Source organism: Xenorhabdus sp. NBAII XenSa04 (assembly GCF_963866145.1).
Taxonomy (GTDB): domain Bacteria; phylum Pseudomonadota; class Gammaproteobacteria; order Enterobacterales; family Enterobacteriaceae; genus Xenorhabdus; species Xenorhabdus indica.
Genome location: NZ_CAWMEB010000453.1, coordinates 1 through 21,030, shown reverse-complemented (window position 1 = coordinate 21,030; position 21,030 = coordinate 1). Strand labels below are relative to the sequence as shown.

Here is a 21,030-nt window from a genome sequence, read left to right as displayed (position 1 = left end):
ATGGCATGTCACAGTATAAAACGGTGTTTTCACCAAAAAACCAAAAAGCCGTGCTAACAAAAAGGATCATACTTAGTTTTTTGTTGGGGGGAAGTTTATTAAGTAATAGTGTTACGACCATCGCGATGGAGGAAAACATGGTGCCGCCTATGGCAAAAAAACAGCCACATGCAATAACTATTCATGGTGATACTCGCATTGATAATTATTACTGGTTACGTGACGATAACCGTCAGGATAAAGAAGTCATTGATTATTTGACGGCTGAAAATAAGCATACCGCAGAGGTGCTGGAATCTGGGCAAGAGTTGCGGAAAACACTGTATAACGAAATGACTGGCAGAATGAGTAAAGAAGACCAGTCAGTTCCTTATACTTACAATGGTTATATTTATCGTACCGTTTATCAGGCAGGAAAAGATTTTCCAATCTATCAGCGTAAGCCAGTTGATAATTCAACTGACTGGCAGGTAATGGTTGATGGTAACGAACGAGCAAAAGGCCATAAGTTTTATCAAATCGGTGGATTTGCGATTACTCGTGACAATAAGCGTATTGCTGTAGCAGAAGATACTCAAGGCCGTCGTAACTACCAAATTTCTTTCAAAAATTTTGCTGATAATGAATGGCAGAATAATGTCATAGAAAATACTTCAGGCAATATTTTGTGGGCTAATGAGGGTAATACTTTGTTTTATGTACGCAGAGATCCACAAACCCTGCTGCCTTACCAGCTATTTCGCCATCAATATGGTACAGACACGAAGCAGGATAAAAAAATCTATCAAGAAGATGATGATCGCTTCCGTTTGTCAATTTCGAAAAGTACTTCTCTTGATTATATTCTGATTTCGGTTACCAGTTATTCAACGTCAGAATATCGACTGATTGATGCTAATAACCCACAATTAGAACCACAGATTTTCTCTGTTCGTCAGGCTGGACGTGAATATTATGTTGATCATTTCCGTGGCCAATTTTATATCCGCTCCAACTATGAAAATCCATTATTTGGTTTATACCGGACAGAAGCTCTCGATAAGCCATGGGAAACGGTGATTGCGCCACAGGAAAATACTGATTTAGAAGATTTTGAACTGTTCAACAATTGGTTAGTGGTGCAGGAGCGTACAAAGGGATTAACTTCAATCCGTCAGATTGACTGGAAAACGCAGCAGGAAAAACGGGTTAAGTTTGACGATCCAGCCTATATGGCATCACTAAGTTATAACCCGGAGCCAAATACTGATTTACTGCGTTATAGCTATTCATCTCTGACAACTCCAAGTTCTGTATTCCAATGGAATATGCAAACGGGCGAACGTGAATTGCTGAAACAGCAAGAAGTTAAAGGATTCAATAAAGAGAACTATGAAAGCCAGCGTATCTGGATAAAAGCCAGAGATGGTGTGGAAGTCCCTGTTTCTCTGGTTTACCGTAAGTCTCTGTTTGAAAAAGGCCAGAACCCAATTCTGATTTATGGCTATGGTGCTTATGGTATCAGCATGGACCCGTATTTTAGCTCTCCAATGCTGAGTCTTCTGGATCGTGGTTTTGTTTATGCTTTGGTGCACATACGTGGTGGTGGCGACTTAGGCCGGAACTGGTATCTGCAAGGTAAGCTCGAAAATAAAATGAACAGTTTCCACGATTTTATTGATGCGACTAAGACATTAATTTTCGAAGGATATGGTGACAGTAAGCGTGTTTATGCGGAAGGAGGCAGTGCAGGCGGCTTACTGATGGGTACGGTGATTAATCAGGCACCGGAGTTATACCGTGGTGTGATTGCTAAAGTTCCTTTTGTTGATGTTGTGACTACCATGCTTGATCCCTCTATTCCTTTAACGACAGGTGAATATGACGAGTGGGGAAATCCGAATAATAAGGAAGTTTATTTCCGTATTAAATCTTATAGCCCTTACGATAATATTAAACACCAGCGTTATCCCCATTTATTAGTGACGACGGGTTTACATGACTCTCAGGTACAATATTGGGAGCCTGCAAAGTGGGTGGCTAAATTAAGGGAAATGAAAAAAGGGAATAGCCTGTTGTTATTGGAAACCAACATGGATACCGGTCATGGCGGAAAGCCGGGGCGTTTTAACCGATTAAATGATATCGCTCTTGATTATAGTTTTCTGCTTATGTTGGATGATGCTAAAACATATTTTCCAACCTTAAAAGATTAATAAAAAATATATATTAATAATTATGGATGCTGGTAATTATTTATCAGTATCCGGATTTTTTATCGCCAAATTTGCGAAGCAATGTGAGCCTTAATGAATATTTTTTGATTTAGGATGATATTAATGAAAATCATGGCAAAAATAGCTGGAGCCAGCGCAGTATTTATTGGGCTTCAGGGATTGGCTTATGCTGAAAATACAAATGACAATAAAAATCAAAAAGTCATGCGATTTAGCACACTGAAAGTTTCAGGTTCTCAGGATAATAAGAATTCGCCGCAAATTGAAGCAATGGAAAAACCCGGTGCTTATAGTTCTGTAGGGGAAGATAATAAACTTGAATCTATGGATAGCGTATTGCGGAGTTTGCCGGGGACTTACACTCAGATGGATGCAAGTCAGGGAACAGTCGCTGTCAATATCCGTGGATTAAGTGGTTTTGGCCGTGTCAATATGATGGTAGACGGTGTTAGCCAGAGTTTTTATGGTATAGCTCCGAATTCATTTGGGCACGGGGGAATGCCTTATAATCAGTTTGGTACTTTGATTGACCCTAATTTTATTATCCGGACAGATATTGATCGTGGGCAGGCTAACGATGGTGATTCAGTCAATGCGTTGGTGGGAAGTGCTAACTTTCGTACCATTGGGATTGATGATGTTATTTTCGAGGGCAACAAACTGGGTATACGGGCTAAATCAACTTATGGTACTAATGGCATAGGTAAAAACGGCATGGTTACTATTGCAGGAAAAAAGCAGGCGTTCAGCTCAGAAGGTTCCATTGGTGCTATGCTTGCTGTTAGTGGTCACAGTATTGATGCTCACTACAAAAATGGCATGGGTATCAGCAGCGAAGAATTTGGTACGGATAAGGCATTTAAACAGAGACCAAATTCACAATTGATGAAAATAAATATTAAGCCAAATGATTTTCATGATTTGGAGTTGTCTGGACGTTTTTATCATAATAAGTTTACTAAACGTCATGTCGATAGCTATGATTATTATTTGAAATATCACTACACACCATTTAGTGAATTAATTGATACTAAGATTTTACTTAGTTCAGGAAAGAATACGCAGTCCTTTGTTAATCCTATGAGTGGATTAGGTAAAGGTGAATCACATAATAAATCTGATGCTATTGATATTAAAAATACCAGCCGGTTTAATTATGGTGATACAGACTTTGCGTTTACTCTTGGTAGTAAATTGATGCACAGTGAGTACAAAAGAAAAACAGGCATCGGACTTAGTGGAGAATATAAATCCTCAGAGAAACGCAATCCATTTTCACCAAGCGGGAAGCAAGATATTAAAAGTATTTACAGTCAGTTAAAAATTGAAAATGGTATTTATACTGCTAATTTGGGATTAAGCTATTTAGACTCCAGCATAAAGGGAAAAAAACCAGCTTGTGATAAGAGAGTAAACTGTTTCCCACAGGGAGAAGCACAATTAGATATTAAATCACGTGGATTTAATCCAAGTATTCTATTATCAGCAGAAATTACACCTGCATTCCAGCCATTCATAACTTATACTCATGCAATGCGGGCACCAAATACACAGGAAGTTTTCTATTCCAATGAAGGCGGAATTTCTATGAATCCATTCCTGAAAGGAGAAACGGCAGATACTTATCAGATTGGGTTTAATAGTTATCGTCCGAATTTATTTATAGAAGGGGATTCATTCCGTTTAAAAGCAACGATGTTTCATACCAAAATCAAAAATTATATCTTCAGTGAATCTTATCTGGTTTGTGCAGAAGGTAAAATTTGTAAAAATGATGGAACATTGACAGATGAAGAGTGGGGAGGGGTTGATCCTAACTTTAATATATATATTTATGGTAATAGTCTGACACCGGTAACTATGCGTGGCTATGAGCTTTCGGCGAATTATGATGCTGGAATATTCTATAGCTTATTAGCATATAGCCAGCAGAAAACACAACAGCCAGCCTCACTTTCGGCAAGTATTATGGGAACAAGCTACGCATCTCAGTTACCGAAGCGTTATATGACATTGGATACTGGCGTTCGTTTACTGGAAGAAAAAATTCGTGTTGGTGCGATAGTGAAATATACAGGTCAGTCTTATCACCAAGATTCTAATGTAGATGGAAATGCGGAAATCAGTAATAAAATGGTAGAAGATCATAAGATACCGACCATTATTGATTTATATACGGATTATCAAATCAATAAGAATATTTCTGTTAAATTTTCTGTACAGAACGTGGCTAACAAAAACTATGCAGATGCCCTGAATCGCATGAATTCTTCACCAAATATATCGGAAGGGGAAGTTGTAGCTCAAACAGCCCGCGGCAGAACTTATGTTATGAGTGCAGAAGTTCGCTTCTGATAACTATGTTTCTGATAACTATGTTTTTGATAACTATTAATAGAAATAATAGTGGTGCGTATGCACCACTTTTTTACATATCTTTTTTATATATTATTGTATCAAAAATCTTTCGTTTTCTTATTATTACCACAAATTTTAAAATTGTTTATTTTTTAGATGTTCGCCATACTATATATAGTATGCATTCTTATTTATAAGTTTTATTTCTAATTAAAATAATATCATAAGGATTATAATGAATGATGAAAATGGGTATTTAAAACTTAGTGATAATGGGAGATATTACACTTTCAACTCTCCGCTTTCCGGGAATGAGTTTTTTTCAACTGAACCACAAAAAAATAAAGATAAAATAACAAAATCATCTCCTATCATCGACGATGAAACAGGTCTTTGTATTGGCTATCTCTATAGTAGAGGTGGCGGGGTATATGATGTTTATGATGTCAATGGAGAGTATATAGGTCTACATGAATTACCACTGGAAACACCATTAATAGATCCCTTTGATTTAATTTTCTTTGGTGGTTTTATAATAAAAAAACTCGCTTCAGGAGGGCGTTTTTTCCAAGCTTTAACCAGCAGAGGTGCATATGTAAACTTATCCATAAGGTTAGGTGAACATTTAATTAATATACTGAAAGGTCGCTTAAAGATAGGTTTATCAGCAAAAAAAATCAAATTTGCCTTAGTGCCCGCAAAACATATGCGTGAACCCGGAAGGTATGTTCCTGTACATATTCTTGAAAAGGCTATACGCTATGGTAAACGTATGCCTGATTCTATAGGGAAATCATCAGTAAAACTTCAAAGGTATGAGATAAAGATGTATAAAAATAGATATAATAGCAAATCCCATAAATATGAGAATAAAGAGTATAATCTCGAAGTTGTTGTAGATGAGAAAAATTGGACGATAGTTCATTTTCTGTATAAGTAGTTTGAGGTGATTTATGTTAGTAATAAAAAATGAAGATATAATGCTGGAAATATTTTTGTTAGATAAAACTTTTGCATGTGAAGATAAATATGAATATTATCAGTCTACGATAAATTTATATGTTGAATTTAAATCCAAGGGGATAAGTTTTGCGACTGAATGGAATATATTTACTGGAGAATTGAATGATTTTATTAATAAAATTATCGAATCAGAAAAAAATCAGGAAAATTATTCTCTAACTTTTTGTCCTATGGAAGGAATGATTAAACTTAAATTATCCAAAGCTAATGATGCAATTGGGAGTTATACATTAGGTTTTGAATTTTCAAGTGAAATTCGCTCAGAAATTGTGTTGTCTGGAACAACCAGAATTGATCAAAGTTATATTCCATTGATTATTCAGGGGTTGAGATCATTGCTGCAAGATTAGCAGCGATAATGCTGCTAATCTGAATATCATAAGATCCTGTCACTCCAGATACTGTAACCAGAAGTATTTGCAGCATGGTTTTTCCACATAATGTCTTTATAAATTATGGATATTATTTCTTGCGGTTGTCGATCATTATGAGTAATAGAGTGAGGATAATCAGTAGAGACTTCAACAAGTGATGCATCTCTTAAATGGATAGTGTAGTATTTTTCTTGATTACCATCCATTGATGTTCTATAAAAGTCAAAGATCCCCTCCAGTTTTTCATTATCTGAAATTGCCATTCCTAACAACGGAGAAGACTTATCAATAAGCTTTATAAATTCCAGAGGATGATGCATAACATTTTGATTTCTAATTATGCTATGCCTAATTGATAAAACGAATATCTCGTCTTCATGGCGTTGCTGATATTGATTTCCTATAGAAGCATAAGTTGAACAGCCTTGAGAAATAAGTCCTTGTTTCTTCCCTGTTAATGTTAAATAAATTAAATTGGCCATACAGTGTATATCCTGAGTTATTGTTCATAATCTCTATGGTTTTTCATCATAATATGTTGAGTTTTTTTATACACCACGCCAAACTTATAAAGTTTATTGGAACTTATCACAAAACAGATAAGACACTTTTATAAGTTATTTTTTCTCTGACTAACTTTTTTCACTTGGATTATTTGACTCTCAACCCAGCCATCCAGCAATCGGGTTTTCAGCGAATCACCAACTTTGACCTGTTTAACCTGCTTCAACAACTTCCCATCTGGAGTTTCACTGATACTATAACCACGACTCAACGTTGCCAACGGGCTTACGGCCTCCATGCGTGAACAGGAAACCGCAAATCTCTCTTTATAACGGGATAACTGTCGCTCTATTGCCTGTTTGAGCCGAAAATCATATTGTTGAATATGTTGGCTATAATGTCGTATTTCTTGCTCAGGGCTATTTTGTAAAAGTCTTTGATTTAATTTTTCATAGGACATTGAATTTTGTTTCAGGCAGCGTAATAAACCATCGATCAATTTTTGACGTAATTCAGATAAACGATTTTGTTGACGTGCCAACCGCAAATCAGGCCGTTGTTGTTGGAGACGATGTTGTAATCCATTAAAAATCCTCTGCTTTTTGGCAAAAAAGTAATCCATCGCCATTTCGAGACGCTGTTGCAGGGACTGAACTTGTCTCAACAATTCAATTTGATTACGGCTAACCAATTCTGCCGCCGCAGAAGGCGTCGGAGCACGCAAATCAGCCACAAAATCTGCAATTGTGACATCGGTTTCATGTCCAACAGCACTGACAATAGGTATTTGGCTCTGAAATATCGCACGTGCTACCTGCTCATCATTGAAACACCATAAATCCTCCAACGAACCGCCACCACGCCCAACAATTAAAACATCACACTCTTGTCGGATATTTGCCAGTTCAATAGCCCGAATAATCTGCAATGGAGCTTCTGCACCCTGAACCGCAGTAGGATAAATAATAATGGGTAAAGAAGGATCACGACGTTTCAGAATATTCAGAATATCGTGTAATGCTGCGCCACTGGCTGAGGTGATCACTCCAAGACGTTTGGCAGGTGAGGGTAGTGGTTTTTTATAGATTTGCTCGAACAATCCTTCTGCGGCGAGTTTCTGTTTCAATACTTCAAATTGTTGTTGCAATAATCCGTCACCAGCAGGTTGGATGCTTTCTACTATCAGTTGATAATCACCACGTGGTTCATACAGGGTGATTTGTGCTCTGACCAACACTTGCTGACCATTTTGTGGCCGGAATGCGGCTCGTAGATTATAACTACGAAACATCGCTGCCCGGATTTGCGCCCGTTCATCTTTCAGCGTGAAATACCAGTGTCCGGATGAAGGTTGGGAAAAGTTAGAAATTTCAGCACTGAGCCAAATTCTACCCATTTCCAGCTCCAATAGCTGACGAACCGTCTGATTCAGACGACTAACAGAAAAAATTCCAGTGTTGGTTGGCAGTGACATGTGAGCTAGATCAAATTTTAAAACAAGGACTTAATTGACTGATAATAACTACTCATCATTACTAATCAAGAAATTTTTTTCAGAAAATGCTGGAGGCAACCGATTACGGCCTGTATAATGCCGCGGCAATATTTTATCCCTTAATTGCCACATAGCTTGGTGAGATATTGCCCATGTTACGAATTAAAAAAGAAGCATTAACTTTTGACGACGTTTTGTTGGTTCCTGCCCACTCTACAGTTTTGCCTAATACAGCAGATCTGTCCACGCAATTAACATCTACTATTCGCTTGAACGTGCCTATGCTTTCTGCGGCAATGGATACCGTGACGGAATCTGCACTGGCTATCGCACTGGCACAGGAAGGGGGAATTGGCTTCATTCATAAAAATATGTCTATCGAGCGTCAGGCTGAAGAAGTCAGTCGCGTGAAAAAGCATGAAAGCGGTGTTGTGACTAATCCCGTAACTGTAACGCCACAAACGACATTGCGTGCAGTCAATGAACTGACTGAGCGTAATGGTTTTGCCGGTTACCCGGTAGTGACAGAAGCGAATGAGTTGGTGGGTATCATTACTGGTCGTGATGTCCGTTTTGTGACTGATTTGGATCTGCCTGTTACAGCAGTTATGACGCCGAAAGCGCGTTTAGTCACTGTAAAAGAAGGTGAAGCCCGCGAAGTCGTGTTGCAGAAAATGCATGAGAAGCGTGTTGAAAAAGCGCTGGTTGTTGATGATAACTTCCATTTGCTTGGCATGATTACGGTGAAAGATTTCCAGAAAGCAGAACGTAAACCGAATGCCTGCAAAGATGAACAGGGGCGTTTGCGTGTTGGTGCTGCGGTTGGTGCTGGTGCGGGCAACGAAGAGCGTGTTGATGCACTGGTTGCCGCAGGTGTAGACGTGCTATTGATTGACTCATCCCATGGCCATTCAGAAGGTGTTTTGCAGCGTATCCGCGAAACGCGTGCCAAGTATCCTAATCTGCAAATTATCGGTGGTAACGTAGCGACGGGTGAAGGTGCCAAAGCGCTGGTAGAAGCAGGTGTGAACGCAGTTAAAGTCGGTATTGGTCCAGGTTCTATCTGTACGACTCGTATCGTTACTGGTGTTGGTGTTCCGCAAATTACTGCAATCGCTGATGCAGTAGAAGCGCTGGAAGGAACGGGGATTCCAGTCATTGCTGACGGTGGTATCCGTTTCTCAGGTGACATTGCCAAAGCCATTGCAGCGGGTGCATCCTGTGTGATGGTAGGTTCAATGTTGGCGGGGACAGAAGAATCTCCGGGTGAAATCGAACTTTACCAGGGCCGCTCATTCAAATCTTATCGCGGAATGGGTTCTTTAGGCGCGATGTCCAAAGGCTCTTCTGATCGTTACTTCCAGACTGATAATGCGGCTGACAAATTGGTGCCAGAAGGTATCGAAGGCCGTGTTGCTTATAAAGGACTGCTGAAAAATATCGTCCACCAACAAATGGGTGGTTTGCGCTCCTGCATGGGATTGACGGGTTGTGCCACGATTGGTGAACTGAGAACTAAAGCAGAATTCGTTCGCATCAGTGGTGCCGGTATTCAGGAAAGCCACGTCCATGATGTGACTATTACCAAAGAATCACCGAACTATCGTTTAGGTTTGTAATTTATTTATTAATGTGGCCCGCAATTGCGGGTCACTAACTTTTATTGTTTTATTGCCACTTGTTTTGGGAATCCACCTCGAATGACAACTAATATCCATCAACATCGCATTCTGATCCTTGATTTTGGCTCGCAATACACGCAGCTAATTGCCCGCCGTATTCGTGAAATTGGTGTTTATTGTGAACTTTGGACATGGAATGTCACTGAAGAACAAATCCGCGCATTTAACCCGAACGGCATTATCCTTTCTGGTGGCCCCGAAAGCACAACTGAAAACGACAGTCCACGTGCCCCAGAGTATGTTTTCAATGCAGGCGTGCCGGTATTGGGAATTTGCTATGGTATGCAAACCATGTCCATGCAACTGGGCGGAGAAGTTTCTAATTCTAATGAGCGTGAATTCGGCTATGCTCAGGTTGAGATCAAAGGTGACAGTAAGCTGTTCCGTGGTATTCAGGATGCACTGAATGCATCAGGTACGCCGATACTGGATGTGTGGATGAGCCATGGTGATAAAGTAACCGCTATTCCCGAAGGTTTCACAACTGTAGCCAGCACAGATAGCTGTCCATTTGCTATCATGGCAAATGATGAAAAACGTTTTTATGGTGTGCAATTCCACCCGGAAGTGACTCATACTCATCAAGGCTTGAATATCCTGAAACGTTTTGTGCTGGATATTTGTCAATGTGAAGCGCTGTGGACACCAGCTTCCATTATTGACGATATCGTAGAACGTCTGCGTGCACAGATTGGCGATGATCACGTTATTCTGGCACTGTCTGGTGGTGTTGATTCTTCTGTAACCGCGCTGTTGCTGAATCGTGCAATTGGTAAGCGTCTGACTTGTGTATTTGTAGACAATGGACTGCTGCGCCTGAATGAAGCCGATCAGGTGATGGAAATGTTTGCGGGTAAATTTGACCTGAATATTGTCCATGTTAAAGCGGAAGATCGCTTTCTTTCTGCGCTGGCGGGAATTGATGATCCAGAAGCTAAACGCAAAACTATTGGTCATGTGTTTATTGATGTATTTGATGAAGAAGCTGCAAAACAGACTCAGGTCAAATGGCTGGCGCAAGGCACGATTTATCCGGACGTTATCGAATCTGCGGCCTCTGCGACAGGTAACGCGCATGTGATCAAGTCTCACCACAATGTGGGTGGTTTGCCGGAAGATATGGCTCTGGGTCTGGTTGAGCCACTGAAAGAGCTATTTAAAGATGAAGTTCGTCGCATTGGTCTGGAACTGGGCCTGCCATATGACATGCTGTATCGCCACCCATTCCCAGGGCCCGGTCTTGGTGTTCGCGTACTGGGTGAAGTGAAAAAAGAATACTGTGACTTGCTGCGTCGTGCCGATGCTATTTTTATTGAAGAACTGCATAAGGCGGATCTGTATAATAAAGTCAGTCAGGCATTCACCGTATTCCTGCCAGTTCGTTCTGTTGGTGTAATGGGCGATGGTCGTAAATATGACTGGGTTGTATCTCTGCGTGCAGTAGAAACCATTGACTTTATGACCGCGCATTGGGCACATTTGCCATATGATTTCCTGGGTCGCGTATCGAATCGTATTATTAATGAGGTCAATGGCATATCGCGAGTTGTTTATGATATCAGCGGTAAACCGCCCGCAACAATCGAGTGGGAATAATCTAAAGCTTTCCTAAGCCTCACCAAATCATCATGATTTTTTAATTAAGACCCTGAAATCAGGGTCTTTTTATACTCATATCTCACAAAATCACACCGTACCAGCAGGTCATTTCTCTCGGTATTATAAAAATATATAGTAAGTGGTAAAATAATCGTAATAGCCAGATGCTACGCGAGATGATAAATTAATTCATGTATTCTGGCTCTAAGCTAAGGACAGTTTTAAATAAAATTTAAAACAAGTATTAATTAAATGGCAAAAAAATACTCGATGTAGCGTATATAAGAAAAAATAAGGGGTGAGAATGTATGGATAAGTATATTGTTGTTTATAATGGTGTTGATAGTAATAATGACACTTCAGTGAGTACTCAAATCGCGCTGGATATTGATATGAGCAAAACCTCGGCTGCTGATTTTCTAGGTCTATTGGAAAATAATGCTTTAACCCATGCTACAGAATTGGATAGCTCTGTAGCAAGAGTTGCTATTGTTGGAATATACCAACTTTAATATACCACCATATTTAATAACTTGCTTCAGCGCTAAGAAGTTCCCGAAAAATGGACAGGCATAGCATCATGTGATCCACTGATTGTTCCATCCAGTCAATGAGAACTGCTATGCCTGCATATATTTATCTTTTCTATGTGCTTTGTTAGTTAACAATAACGTATATAGTGATAATAATAATTAAATATTATATTTTACATCGACTATTATTCAATGTAATGTGAATTGAGTCTCATACAAAAAATTGAATTTATCATATTCACATTAGGTCGTTGATTATGAATAAAAAAATGATGTTAATAGGTATTGCCATTGCCTCTGTATTATTTTGCCAAATGGCGTTGGCAAGCAGCAAAATTATTCCTTTTACTGAGAATGATGCGAGGTTTGCGAAATCTTTAGTTGATAATGATGTCAATAAGTTATTTTCTGGCGGTAAGGTATCCAGTGATTATGGATATAAGTACATAACTGCAAGAGATTTATACAGAAAATATTCTGAAAATGAAGTAAGAGCAAACAGAGAATTAAAATATAAAAAAGTTATTATTTCCGGAAAAATTAAAAGTATAAATAATTATCCTTCTGATGGTAAATCGTTTATTGCATTAAGTGCCGGCAGTTTCTTAGATACTGTGCATGTAACATTAAGTAATAATTTTCAAGATTATGTCCTTGAATTACATAAGGGGCAAAAGATTACCCTGGCATGCGAAGTGGTTGGGACGGTCGTTGGTGAGCCTGTTGTGAAGGATTGCATACCAGAAAGTAACGCGAAAGAGCAAGTAATCCAGTCTCTGGTATTCCAAGTTAATAAGGCAATTAATGGTGATAGGGATGAATCTAATAAGAAAGGTGTTGTTATAGTGGCGTTATCAAAATTAGTTAGTTTATCAACTAACAACTTCTCTATTTGTAAGAGAATTGATATATCTTGCCTGCAACAAGCAAATAATCCAAAGTGGAAAAAGTTTGCAGCAGAAAACAAAGAGCAAATAGAACAGTATAAAAAAATGTTGGATAATCAAAAATAAACGGACTTCGATTAGAGCGATCAGAATCATTATGGATATTATGCCTTCAACTGATTATCGTAAACTTATACCGACTGCCTCTCATACACAGCGGTTGAAATCTGATATGGTGAATTTCCCCCAATAATTTGCATTTGGAACATTATGATTTCAGCATTAGCTATCAATAATTATCGTTCTATTCGCGATCTTCGTATCGTACTTGGTCCCCTTAATGTGATTACAGGAGCAAACGGTAGCGGTAAATCTAATTTATACCGCGCACTACGCTTGCTATCTGAGACAGCACAAGGTGGTGTTGTTAATTCTCTGGCACTTGAAGGTGGGTTGGACTCTGCGTTTTGGGCAGGGCCGGAAACTTTTTCGAGAACAGCGCGTGCGGGAGGGGTAGTGCAAGGGGGAGTGAGAAAAGAGGTAAAGCGGTTACGTCTCGGATTTGCAACAGATTCATTTGGTTATTCTATTTCCCTTGGTTTACCTGAGCCGTCACAGTCTGCTTTTGCGTTAGATCCTGAAATTAAACAAGAAGGTATTTGGGGTGGAGAATGTTATCATCCGGCTGGTTTACTGGTTGAGCGCAAAGGCCCGATCATCCGGGTTCGGGAAGGCCGAAGATGGCAAATCGTATCAGGACACATTAACAATTTTACCAGCATGTTTGATCAGCTGGCTGATCCTTTAACTGCTTCGGAAGTTTTTCATATGCGTGAATTTATTCGTGGTTGGCGCTTCTATGATCATTTCCGTACTGATAGTGATGCTCCGGCTCGTAAGGCGCAGATTGGGACACGAACTCCTGTATTGCGTCATGATGGACGTGATCTGGCTGCTGCGTTGCAAACAATTCGTGAAATTGGTGACGCACAATTGCTGGATGAGTCTGTTGATGATGCTTTCCCAGGCGCTTTGGTAGCAATTTCTCGCCCCACAGAAGGGCTGTTTACTATACAGTTTCAGCAACATGGTTTAATCCGTCCTCTTTCTGGTGCGGAATTGTCAGATGGAACACTGCGTTATTTATTATGGATCGCGGCATTACTAACTCCACGCCCACCGTCAATGATGGTATTAAACGAACCAGAAACGAGTCTCCATCCAGAACTTTTGCCTTCACTAGCTAAATTGATTATAAAGGCATCCAGTCAAACACAAGTGTGGGTCATTTCACATTCACCAGTCTTGATTGCGGCACTAAAGCAATCTTCACACTGTCAGCATATTCAACTCAAAAAGCAACTTGGTGAAACCCATGTGACTGATATAAATATGTTGGAAGAACCGTTATGGCGTTGGCCAGATAAGAATTAATAACTTGTTTTCTGAGCCGTACTTTTCTCTACTAACCACGCCTTACCAAACAGAGATTGTGACTCTTTTCACGTTTTACAGTAGATAAACCTAAAGCTAGGAAATATTCCTAGCTTGACTAAGACTATAGCTCAAGCCAACCTTTTATCACTTCTTTATACTGACAGTAACAATAATTCCTACGAAAAATTTCGCGTTTCAGCGATCCACCTTTTTTCCACCTGTATTAAAAAGGCTCTTTTTATCGTGATTATCTGAGGATTTCACATGCTTAAAATTCTTGAACAAGTCCGCCAACCGACGTTGGATTTACCAATCGAAGTACGCCGCAAAATGTGGTTTAAGCCCTTTATACAGTCCTATTTGGTGGTTTTTATTGGTTATATGGCTATGTATCTGGTGCGAAAGAACTTTAATATTGCCCAGAACGATATGGTTTCCACTTATGGTTTGTCGATGACTCAGCTTGGTCTGATAGGGTTGGGTTTTTCTATTACTTATGGTGTTGGTAAAACCTTAGTCGCTTACTATGCTGATGGGAAGAATACTAAGCAATTCTTGCCATTTATGTTGATCTTATCTGGCCTTGCCATGCTTGGTTTTAGTATGAGTATGGGCAATTCAGGTATCAGTGTTTTCTTGATGGTAGCATTTTATGCTTTGAGTGGTTTTTTTCAGAGTATAGGAGGCCCGGCAAGCTATTCCACCATTACCAAATGGACGCCCCGTAGTAAGCGGGGAACTTATCTTGGACTGTGGAATATGTCACATAACGTTGGTGGTGCAGGCGCAGCAGGGGTTGCATTGTTTGGTGCTAACTATTTGTTTGATGGTCATGTGATAGGGATGTTTATTTTCCCTTCTATTATTGCGTTGATCATTGGTTTTATCGGCTTACGTTACGGTAGCGACTCACCGGAAAGTTACGGCTTGGGCAAAGTTGAAGAATTGTTTGGTGAGAAGGTCAGCGAAGAAGATATTGCGGCAGAAGAAAACAAAATGACCAAGCGTGAGATCTTTGTTGAATATGTCCTGAAAAACCAAGTGATTTGGCTTCTTTGCTTTGCCAATATTTTCCTTTATATCGTGCGGATTGGTATCGACCAATGGTCAACAGTATATGCATATCAGGAGTTAGGGCACTCTAAAGAGATTGCGATTTCTGGTTTTACTATGTTTGAAGTCGGCGCGTTGGTGGGAACGCTAATGTGGGGCTATTTATCAGATTTGGCAAATGGTCGTCGTGCTCTGGTCGCATGTATTTCATTAGGCTTAATCATTGTCAGTCTTGAATTCTATCAATATGCAACCAGCGAGTTTATGTATTTAGGTTCCCTGTTTGTACTCGGATTTTTGGTATTTGGCCCACAGTTGTTGATTGGTGTGGCAGCCGTTGGTTTTGTACCCAAAAAGGCAATTAGCGTTGCAGATGGTGTTAAAGGTACTTTTGCGTATTTAATCGGTGACAGCTTTGCTAAATTAGGTTTGGGGATGATTGCAGATGGTGTGCCTATTTTTGGTTTAACGGGATGGAAAGGCACTTTTGCAGCACTTGATATTTCTGCATTTATTTGTATCGGCTTACTTGTTTTTGTTGCCATTGCTGAAGAGCGAAAAATCCGAAGCAGCAGAAAATTACAGTAAATTCTATAGAAAATATTCTGACGCTACTGTTTCATCTACAGTAGCGTCTTTGGGCGAAACGTATCCGTTCCTGGTTTATTGCACAGCTATATTAATGAGAGTAATTTATACGGTTTTTCTGATCTGATAATAAATGACGATGATTAAAGTAGCGTTAGTTGATGACCATGTAGTGGTACGCTCTGGTTTTGCTCAGTTACTGAGTTTAGAACTTGATATTGAGGTTGTTGGTGAATTTAGTTCGTGTGCTGAAGCGAGGCATGGGCTTCCTGGATCTGGAGCAATGGTCTGTATTCTTGATATCTCAATGACAGATGAAAGTGGGCTTTCATTATTACAGGATATTCCTTCCGGTATTGGCTGTATTATGTTGAGTGTCCACGATTCAGCCACAATGGTGGAAAGTGCGTTAAAGGCGGGAGCACGTGGCTATCTTAGTAAACGTTGTAGCCCAGATGAATTGGTACAGGCTGTACGTACTATTGCGAATAATGGTTGTTATTTCACCCCGGATATTGTGCTTAAATTGACTTCACCAAAAAATAACCCTGCTTCATTACAACATTTAACTAAGAGGGAAAGGCAAGTAGCAGAAATGCTTGCCAGAGGGATGGACGTTAAAGAGGTGGCGGTTGAGTTAGGCTTGAGTCATAAAACGATCCATGTTCATCGGGCCAATGCGATGAGTAAATTGGGTGTGACAAATAACGTGGGCTTAGCGAATTATTTTGCTTCTAGTGATATCTAATGTATCGATACCTGATCAATTCGTTTTGCGGTGGGTTATTGTTTTCTTGTTGGTGGTTCTGTTTGTGGGTGATAGCCTACTATTTTGTTAATGATTTAGAGCTGGCTATTTTATTTTTTCCATTTGCCCTGCGTCTTGGCATCGCTTTGCATATTCCCAAACGGTATTTACCGACATTATATGGTACAGAATGGCTACTTACTATTGGTTTGGCTCTGTTAATGGGGCAGCCTCAATGGCTTACCGTGTTAACAGCCAGCATAGTGAGCCTTCCTATTGTTTGGATTGCTGGCTGTTATTACCATGGTAATCAATGGCAACGATTGGCTGTTATGGCATTTGTGATTGTAGTGACTTCAATCATTAATGTTATGTCCGTTATTCACCATAACCCGGTTTTAACTATCGCACTTTTGGTAAGCTTAACCGGAGGAGTCATGTTGGTTCCTTTGTGTTACTTAGTCTGGCACTATTTATTCCAAAATGTCTGGTTACCGTTGACTGCCAATATCCTTGCTTCCCGAATTCGTTTTCATTGGAATCAGATAGTTTTTTATAGCCTGCTATTTTTATTGAACATCTTTCTTCAAATCTGGATACCCAGTGAGTTACATTATTTTGCGCCGTTTTGTCTCGCAATTCCGATTATTTTGCTGGCCTTTCGGTACGGTTGGCAGGGAGCTTTGCTCGGTACTTTACTTAACAGTGTTGCGTTAATTGCCGCCCGTAGTGGTGTTTCTAATATGGAAGTTACCGATTTGCTGTTATCTCTTCTGACTCAAACCTTGACAGGAATACTGCTTGGGATGGCGGTTCAGCGTCAGCGTGATCTCAATGCACAGTTAAAGAAAGAGTTGCATCGTAATCACAGTTTGTCACGCCAATTGGTGAAAGCAGAGGAATCGGTGAGACGAGATATTGCCAGAGAGCTGCATGATGAAATAGGTCAAAATATTACAGCTATTCGTACACAAGCCAATATTATTCAGCGAGTTGAGGCAACTTCCACTATTGTTAATTATGCCAAGACCATAGAATCATTATCTCTTAATATTTATGATACTACTAAAATGTTATTAAGCCGTTTACGTCCTAAGATACTTGATGATTTGGGGCTGAAAGAGGCTATTGAACAATTACTGCGGGATATGGAATTTGAAGCTCTGGGAATATCAGTCGAAATCCATTGGGAGGTTGATTCCGATACTGTTATAGAACAATTAAGTGATGCGACGAAAGCCACGTTGTATCGTCTTTGTCAGGAAGCATTGAATAATGCGTTAAAGTATTCCCAAGCCGATAGTATTAAATTACATTTCTCCATTGAAGAAATGATCCGTTTATTGATTAAAGACAATGGTATTGGCTGTAAAACAGAAGATCAGATGAAAGGGTTTGGCTTGCGCGGTATGCGTGAACGTGTACAGGTACTCGGCGGTAATTTCTCAGTTTATAGCGAAAAACAGCAGGATGATTCGACACGCACGGGTACGAATTTATCGATCATTTTGCCCAAACTTTAAGAAATGGTCATGATAATTTTTTCTCAACCTAAGCCAATAAATCCAAATAATTTGTCTGCTGTAGAAATCCGGGAGCAATATCGTTACTGGCGTTTTCATATTATGTTAAGCCTGTATGTGGGTTATGCGCTGTTTTATTTCACCCGCAAAAGTTTTAATTATGCAATGCCCGCTATGATTAGTGATCTGGGCATTGATAAAGGGGATATCGGCTTGATTGGCACGTTATTTTATATTACTTATGGTTGTTCGAAATTCATTTCCGGTATTCTTTCCGATTGCTCTAACCCGCGTTACTTCATGGGGATCGGACTTATTGCTACAGGTATCATTAACATTCTTTTCGGTTTGTCCAGTTCCATTATTATGTTTACCTGTCTATGGGTATTAAATGCCTGGTTTCAGGGATGGGCTTCTCCCTCGTGTGTTAAATTACTCACCACTTGGTATTCACGCTCAGAGCGTGGCTTCTGGTGGTCTCTATGGAATACTTCGCATCATGTTGGAAGCGCATTAGTTGCACTTTTTGTTGGTTATTTGACCTGGAATTTTAGTTGGCGTGAAGGGTTTATCGTGCCGGGTTGTCTGGGGATTTTAGGTGGAATTTTATTGTGTTGGCGATTACGTGATAAACCGACCTCTATGGGATTACCGACTGTTGGTCAGTACCGCAATGATTTTTTGGAAAAAAAGCATGAAAATCAAGGTAAAGGATTAAGTACCAGAGAAATATTGAGAACTTATGTTTTCCGGAATAAATACATTTGGTTACTTTCCTGTAGTTATATATTGGTTTATATCGTTCGCACTGTTATCAACGATTGGGGAAATCTTTATCTAACTGAATACCATCACTATGATTTGGTAAGTGCAAATTTTGCCGTATCGCTCTTTGAAGTCGGCGGATTTATAGGATCACTGGTTGCTGGCTGGGGTTCTGATAAATTATTTGGCGGCAATCGTGGCCCTATTAATTTAATATTTTCGATAGGTATTTTTTTATCAGTAGCTGCGTTATGGTTGATGCCCATGACCGATTTAATTTTCCAATCGTTAGGTTTTTTTTCTATTGGTTTTTTCGTTTTTGGTCCACAGCTATTGATTGGTATGGCCGCAGCGGAATGCTCGCATAAAGATTCAGCGGGTGCAGCAACGGGATTTGTTGGCTTATTTGCCTATACTGGTGCAGCACTGAGTGGCTATCCATTTGCAATTATCTTAGAAAATTACCACTGGACTGGCTTATTTATTACGATTTCTGTTTGTGCTGTCATGATTGGCTTATTATTATTGCCTTTTTTGCAAGCCCAATTTCCCCGGCAAAGGGAGCAGAGTTAATTATTCTCACTAAGGTGTAATCTCTGTCGATTACACCAATCTTCTTGAGTTAACTCCCATATTTCACAATCGTATTTGCCCGATACATACTCTTTTGTCTCAGTTCTTATCACTTTCATGCCTTCAGCTAATGAAATCTTTCTTGAGTTATCATTAACTTTGGCTTTAGATACCCTGAGCACGGTGTTGCCTAATTCATTAAACCAGTAACTCGTAACTCTTTCACATGCTTCGCGCATTAATCCGCGCCCTTGATATTCCAAAGAGAGCCAAAAACCGCGATTATTATCGTGTTTGTTATATAACCCGATGATACCAATCAGCTCATTAGGATTAGTTTTAATTCTGAGTGACCAGATATAGGCTTTTTGATCTTGTATTGCTGGCATAGCAATGTTATTGACGAAATATTGTCCGCCATTATCAGGATATGGCCAGGGTACGGCGTGACTGTCTAAATATTTTACGATGTCCCAGTGAGGAAACTTTTGTTGAATTTGAGAAGCATCATCATAAGCCAACTTTTTTAACAAAAGGCGTTTAGTTTCCAGATCATTAAATGACATACCTTTAACCGTTCAATCAAATGTTAATTTCTTGTGAGGGATATAATGGGTTTTAAAGGGTTAGCCGTCAATCTGATATCACCCCGGTTTTATAAAAACATGCTAAACGAAACATGGTATAGTAGCTTTTTGTTCTGTCTTTTATCCCATCGGAATGCTATGTCTTATCAATGCCCATTATGCCATTTGCCACTGCTGTTTTCTCATCATCAATGGCGCTGTGAAAAGAATCATCAGTTTGATTGTGCAAAAGAAGGTTATGTTAACTTGTTACCAGTTCAGCATAAACGTTCAAAAGAACCGGGTGATAGTGCTGAGATGATGCAGGCGAGAAGGGTGTTTTTACAAGCAGGTTATTATCAAATACTACAACAAAAAGTTATTGAATTGTTTGATTGTTTTTTACCTGAACGAACTAAGGTATTGCTGGATATTGGTTGCGGAGAAGGTTATTACACTGCATCGGTACAAAAGGCGTTGAACCTTAAACGGCATATTACAGTGTATGGCTTGGATGTGGCGAAAATCGCTGTTCGTTATGGGGCGAAACGTTACCCGGATGTCAGCTTTTGTGTGGCGTCCAGCCATCGATTGCCGTTTACAGATAGCTCTCTTGATGGGATTTTGCGAATTTATGCTCCTTGCAAAGCGGCGGAATTATCCAGAGTAGTAAAATCGGAAGGCATTGTCCTGACTGTTACACCTGGCCCGCGTCATTTATATCAATTGAAAGAATTAATTTATCAGGAAGTTCATCTGCATCCTGAGAATACTGAACAATTGGAAGGTTTTGAATTGATTTCGGCGGAAACTCTGGCGTATGAAATGCAATTGGATGGTGAACAATCCTATAATTTATTACAGATGACGCCGTTTGCCTGGCGAGCCTCTGAAGAGATCAAAAACAATTTGATAGCTAAGCCATCATTTAATTGTGAAGTTGATTTTATGTTGAAAGTTTATCGTCGTATTTAATTTATTTTTTCAACAGCTCGTTTTATTGATTGATATCTGGCACAGATCAATACAGGCCAATGTGTTCCGGCTAACTGGCTGCTGCTAATATCTGTTAACATGACTCGCAGCAGGTCACGTATTCAATCCGT

At 39.6% G+C, this 21,030-nt stretch carries 17 protein-coding genes; 14 read left to right on the top strand and 3 right to left on the bottom strand.

Translation table 11 applies throughout. The annotated features are described in order from the left end of the window. Positions 1-5: 5 nt before the first annotated feature. The 4 genes from AAC147_RS19890 (at position 6) to AAC147_RS19875 (ending at position 5,947) form a co-directional block, all read left to right on the top strand. The gene (locus AAC147_RS19890; protein WP_197056404.1) at positions 6-2,195 is read left to right on the top strand and encodes a S9 family peptidase; all 2,190 of its coding nucleotides are present in this window, start codon (positions 6-8) and stop codon (positions 2,193-2,195) included. A 123-nt stretch (positions 2,196-2,318) separates the two neighbouring features. After that, complete coding sequence (locus AAC147_RS19885; protein WP_047684247.1) at positions 2,319-4,571, top strand: TonB-dependent receptor domain-containing protein; 2,253 nt, start codon at positions 2,319-2,321, stop codon at positions 4,569-4,571. A 238-nt stretch (positions 4,572-4,809) separates the two neighbouring features. Further along, positions 4,810-5,514, top strand: coding sequence for a hypothetical protein (locus tag AAC147_RS19880; protein WP_047684244.1), 705 nt, complete (start codon positions 4,810-4,812; stop codon positions 5,512-5,514). A 13-nt stretch (positions 5,515-5,527) separates the two neighbouring features. Next, entirely contained in the window at positions 5,528-5,947 is a 420-nt protein-coding gene (locus AAC147_RS19875) for a WapI family immunity protein (protein ID WP_047684242.1), read from the top strand. A gap of 26 nt (positions 5,948-5,973) precedes the next feature. On the opposite strand, the gene AAC147_RS19870 is transcribed toward AAC147_RS19875, so the two are convergent. Further along, positions 5,974-6,453, bottom strand: coding sequence for an Hcp family type VI secretion system effector (locus AAC147_RS19870; RefSeq protein WP_047684239.1), 480 nt, complete (start codon positions 6,451-6,453; stop codon positions 5,974-5,976). 128 nt (positions 6,454-6,581) lie between these two features. Further along, positions 6,582-7,949: an exodeoxyribonuclease VII large subunit gene (xseA, locus tag AAC147_RS19865; protein WP_047684236.1), complete on the bottom strand. Its 1,368-nt coding sequence runs from the start codon at positions 7,947-7,949 to the stop codon at positions 6,582-6,584. A gap of 173 nt (positions 7,950-8,122) precedes the next feature. Here xseA and guaB point away from each other — a divergent pair, with 173 nt between their 5' ends. The 9 genes from guaB (at position 8,123) to AAC147_RS19820 (ending at position 19,358) form a co-directional block, all read left to right on the top strand. Beyond that, a complete protein-coding gene (guaB, locus tag AAC147_RS19860) occupies positions 8,123-9,589 on the top strand; it encodes an IMP dehydrogenase (protein WP_047684234.1) in 1,467 nt (488 codons plus the stop codon). Between the two features lie 81 nt (positions 9,590-9,670). Next, positions 9,671-11,248, top strand: coding sequence for a glutamine-hydrolyzing GMP synthase (gene guaA / locus AAC147_RS19855; RefSeq protein ID WP_047684232.1), 1,578 nt, complete (start codon positions 9,671-9,673; stop codon positions 11,246-11,248). A gap of 311 nt (positions 11,249-11,559) precedes the next feature. Further along, positions 11,560-11,763, top strand: a complete 204-nt coding sequence (locus AAC147_RS19850; RefSeq protein WP_047684229.1) for a hypothetical protein — start codon at positions 11,560-11,562, stop codon at positions 11,761-11,763. Between the two features lie 278 nt (positions 11,764-12,041). Then, complete coding sequence (locus tag AAC147_RS19845) at positions 12,042-12,797, top strand: OB-fold protein (RefSeq protein ID WP_047684227.1); 756 nt, start codon at positions 12,042-12,044, stop codon at positions 12,795-12,797. Between the two features lie 144 nt (positions 12,798-12,941). Next, positions 12,942-14,105, top strand: coding sequence for an AAA family ATPase (locus AAC147_RS19840; RefSeq protein ID WP_047684224.1), 1,164 nt, complete (start codon positions 12,942-12,944; stop codon positions 14,103-14,105). A 267-nt stretch (positions 14,106-14,372) separates the two neighbouring features. Beyond that, a complete protein-coding gene (gene uhpT / locus AAC147_RS19835) occupies positions 14,373-15,749 on the top strand; it encodes a hexose-6-phosphate:phosphate antiporter (RefSeq protein ID WP_047684221.1) in 1,377 nt (458 codons plus the stop codon). Between the two features lie 139 nt (positions 15,750-15,888). Then, the gene (gene uhpA, locus AAC147_RS19830) at positions 15,889-16,497 is read left to right on the top strand and encodes a transcriptional regulator UhpA (protein WP_047684297.1); all 609 of its coding nucleotides are present in this window, start codon (positions 15,889-15,891) and stop codon (positions 16,495-16,497) included. Then, a complete protein-coding gene (gene uhpB, locus AAC147_RS19825; RefSeq protein ID WP_047684219.1) occupies positions 16,497-18,020 on the top strand; it encodes a signal transduction histidine-protein kinase/phosphatase UhpB in 1,524 nt (507 codons plus the stop codon). The genes uhpA and uhpB overlap by 1 nt, the downstream gene beginning before the upstream one ends. Positions 18,021-18,029: 9 nt before the next feature. Beyond that, the gene (locus AAC147_RS19820; RefSeq protein ID WP_047684217.1) at positions 18,030-19,358 is read left to right on the top strand and encodes an MFS transporter; all 1,329 of its coding nucleotides are present in this window, start codon (positions 18,030-18,032) and stop codon (positions 19,356-19,358) included. On the opposite strand, the gene AAC147_RS19815 is transcribed toward AAC147_RS19820, so the two are convergent. Next, on the bottom strand, positions 19,355-19,924 hold the full coding sequence (locus tag AAC147_RS19815) for a GNAT family N-acetyltransferase (RefSeq protein WP_047684214.1): 570 nt from the start codon (positions 19,922-19,924) through the stop codon (positions 19,355-19,357). The genes AAC147_RS19820 and AAC147_RS19815 overlap by 4 nt on opposite strands. Before the next feature lie 159 nt (positions 19,925-20,083). Here AAC147_RS19815 and rlmA point away from each other — a divergent pair, with 159 nt between their 5' ends. Continuing rightward, positions 20,084-20,899 (top strand): 23S rRNA (guanine(745)-N(1))-methyltransferase, encoded by an 816-nt coding sequence (gene rlmA, locus AAC147_RS19810; protein ID WP_047684294.1) that lies wholly within the window; start codon positions 20,084-20,086, stop codon positions 20,897-20,899. Positions 20,900-21,030: the final 131 nt, after the last annotated feature.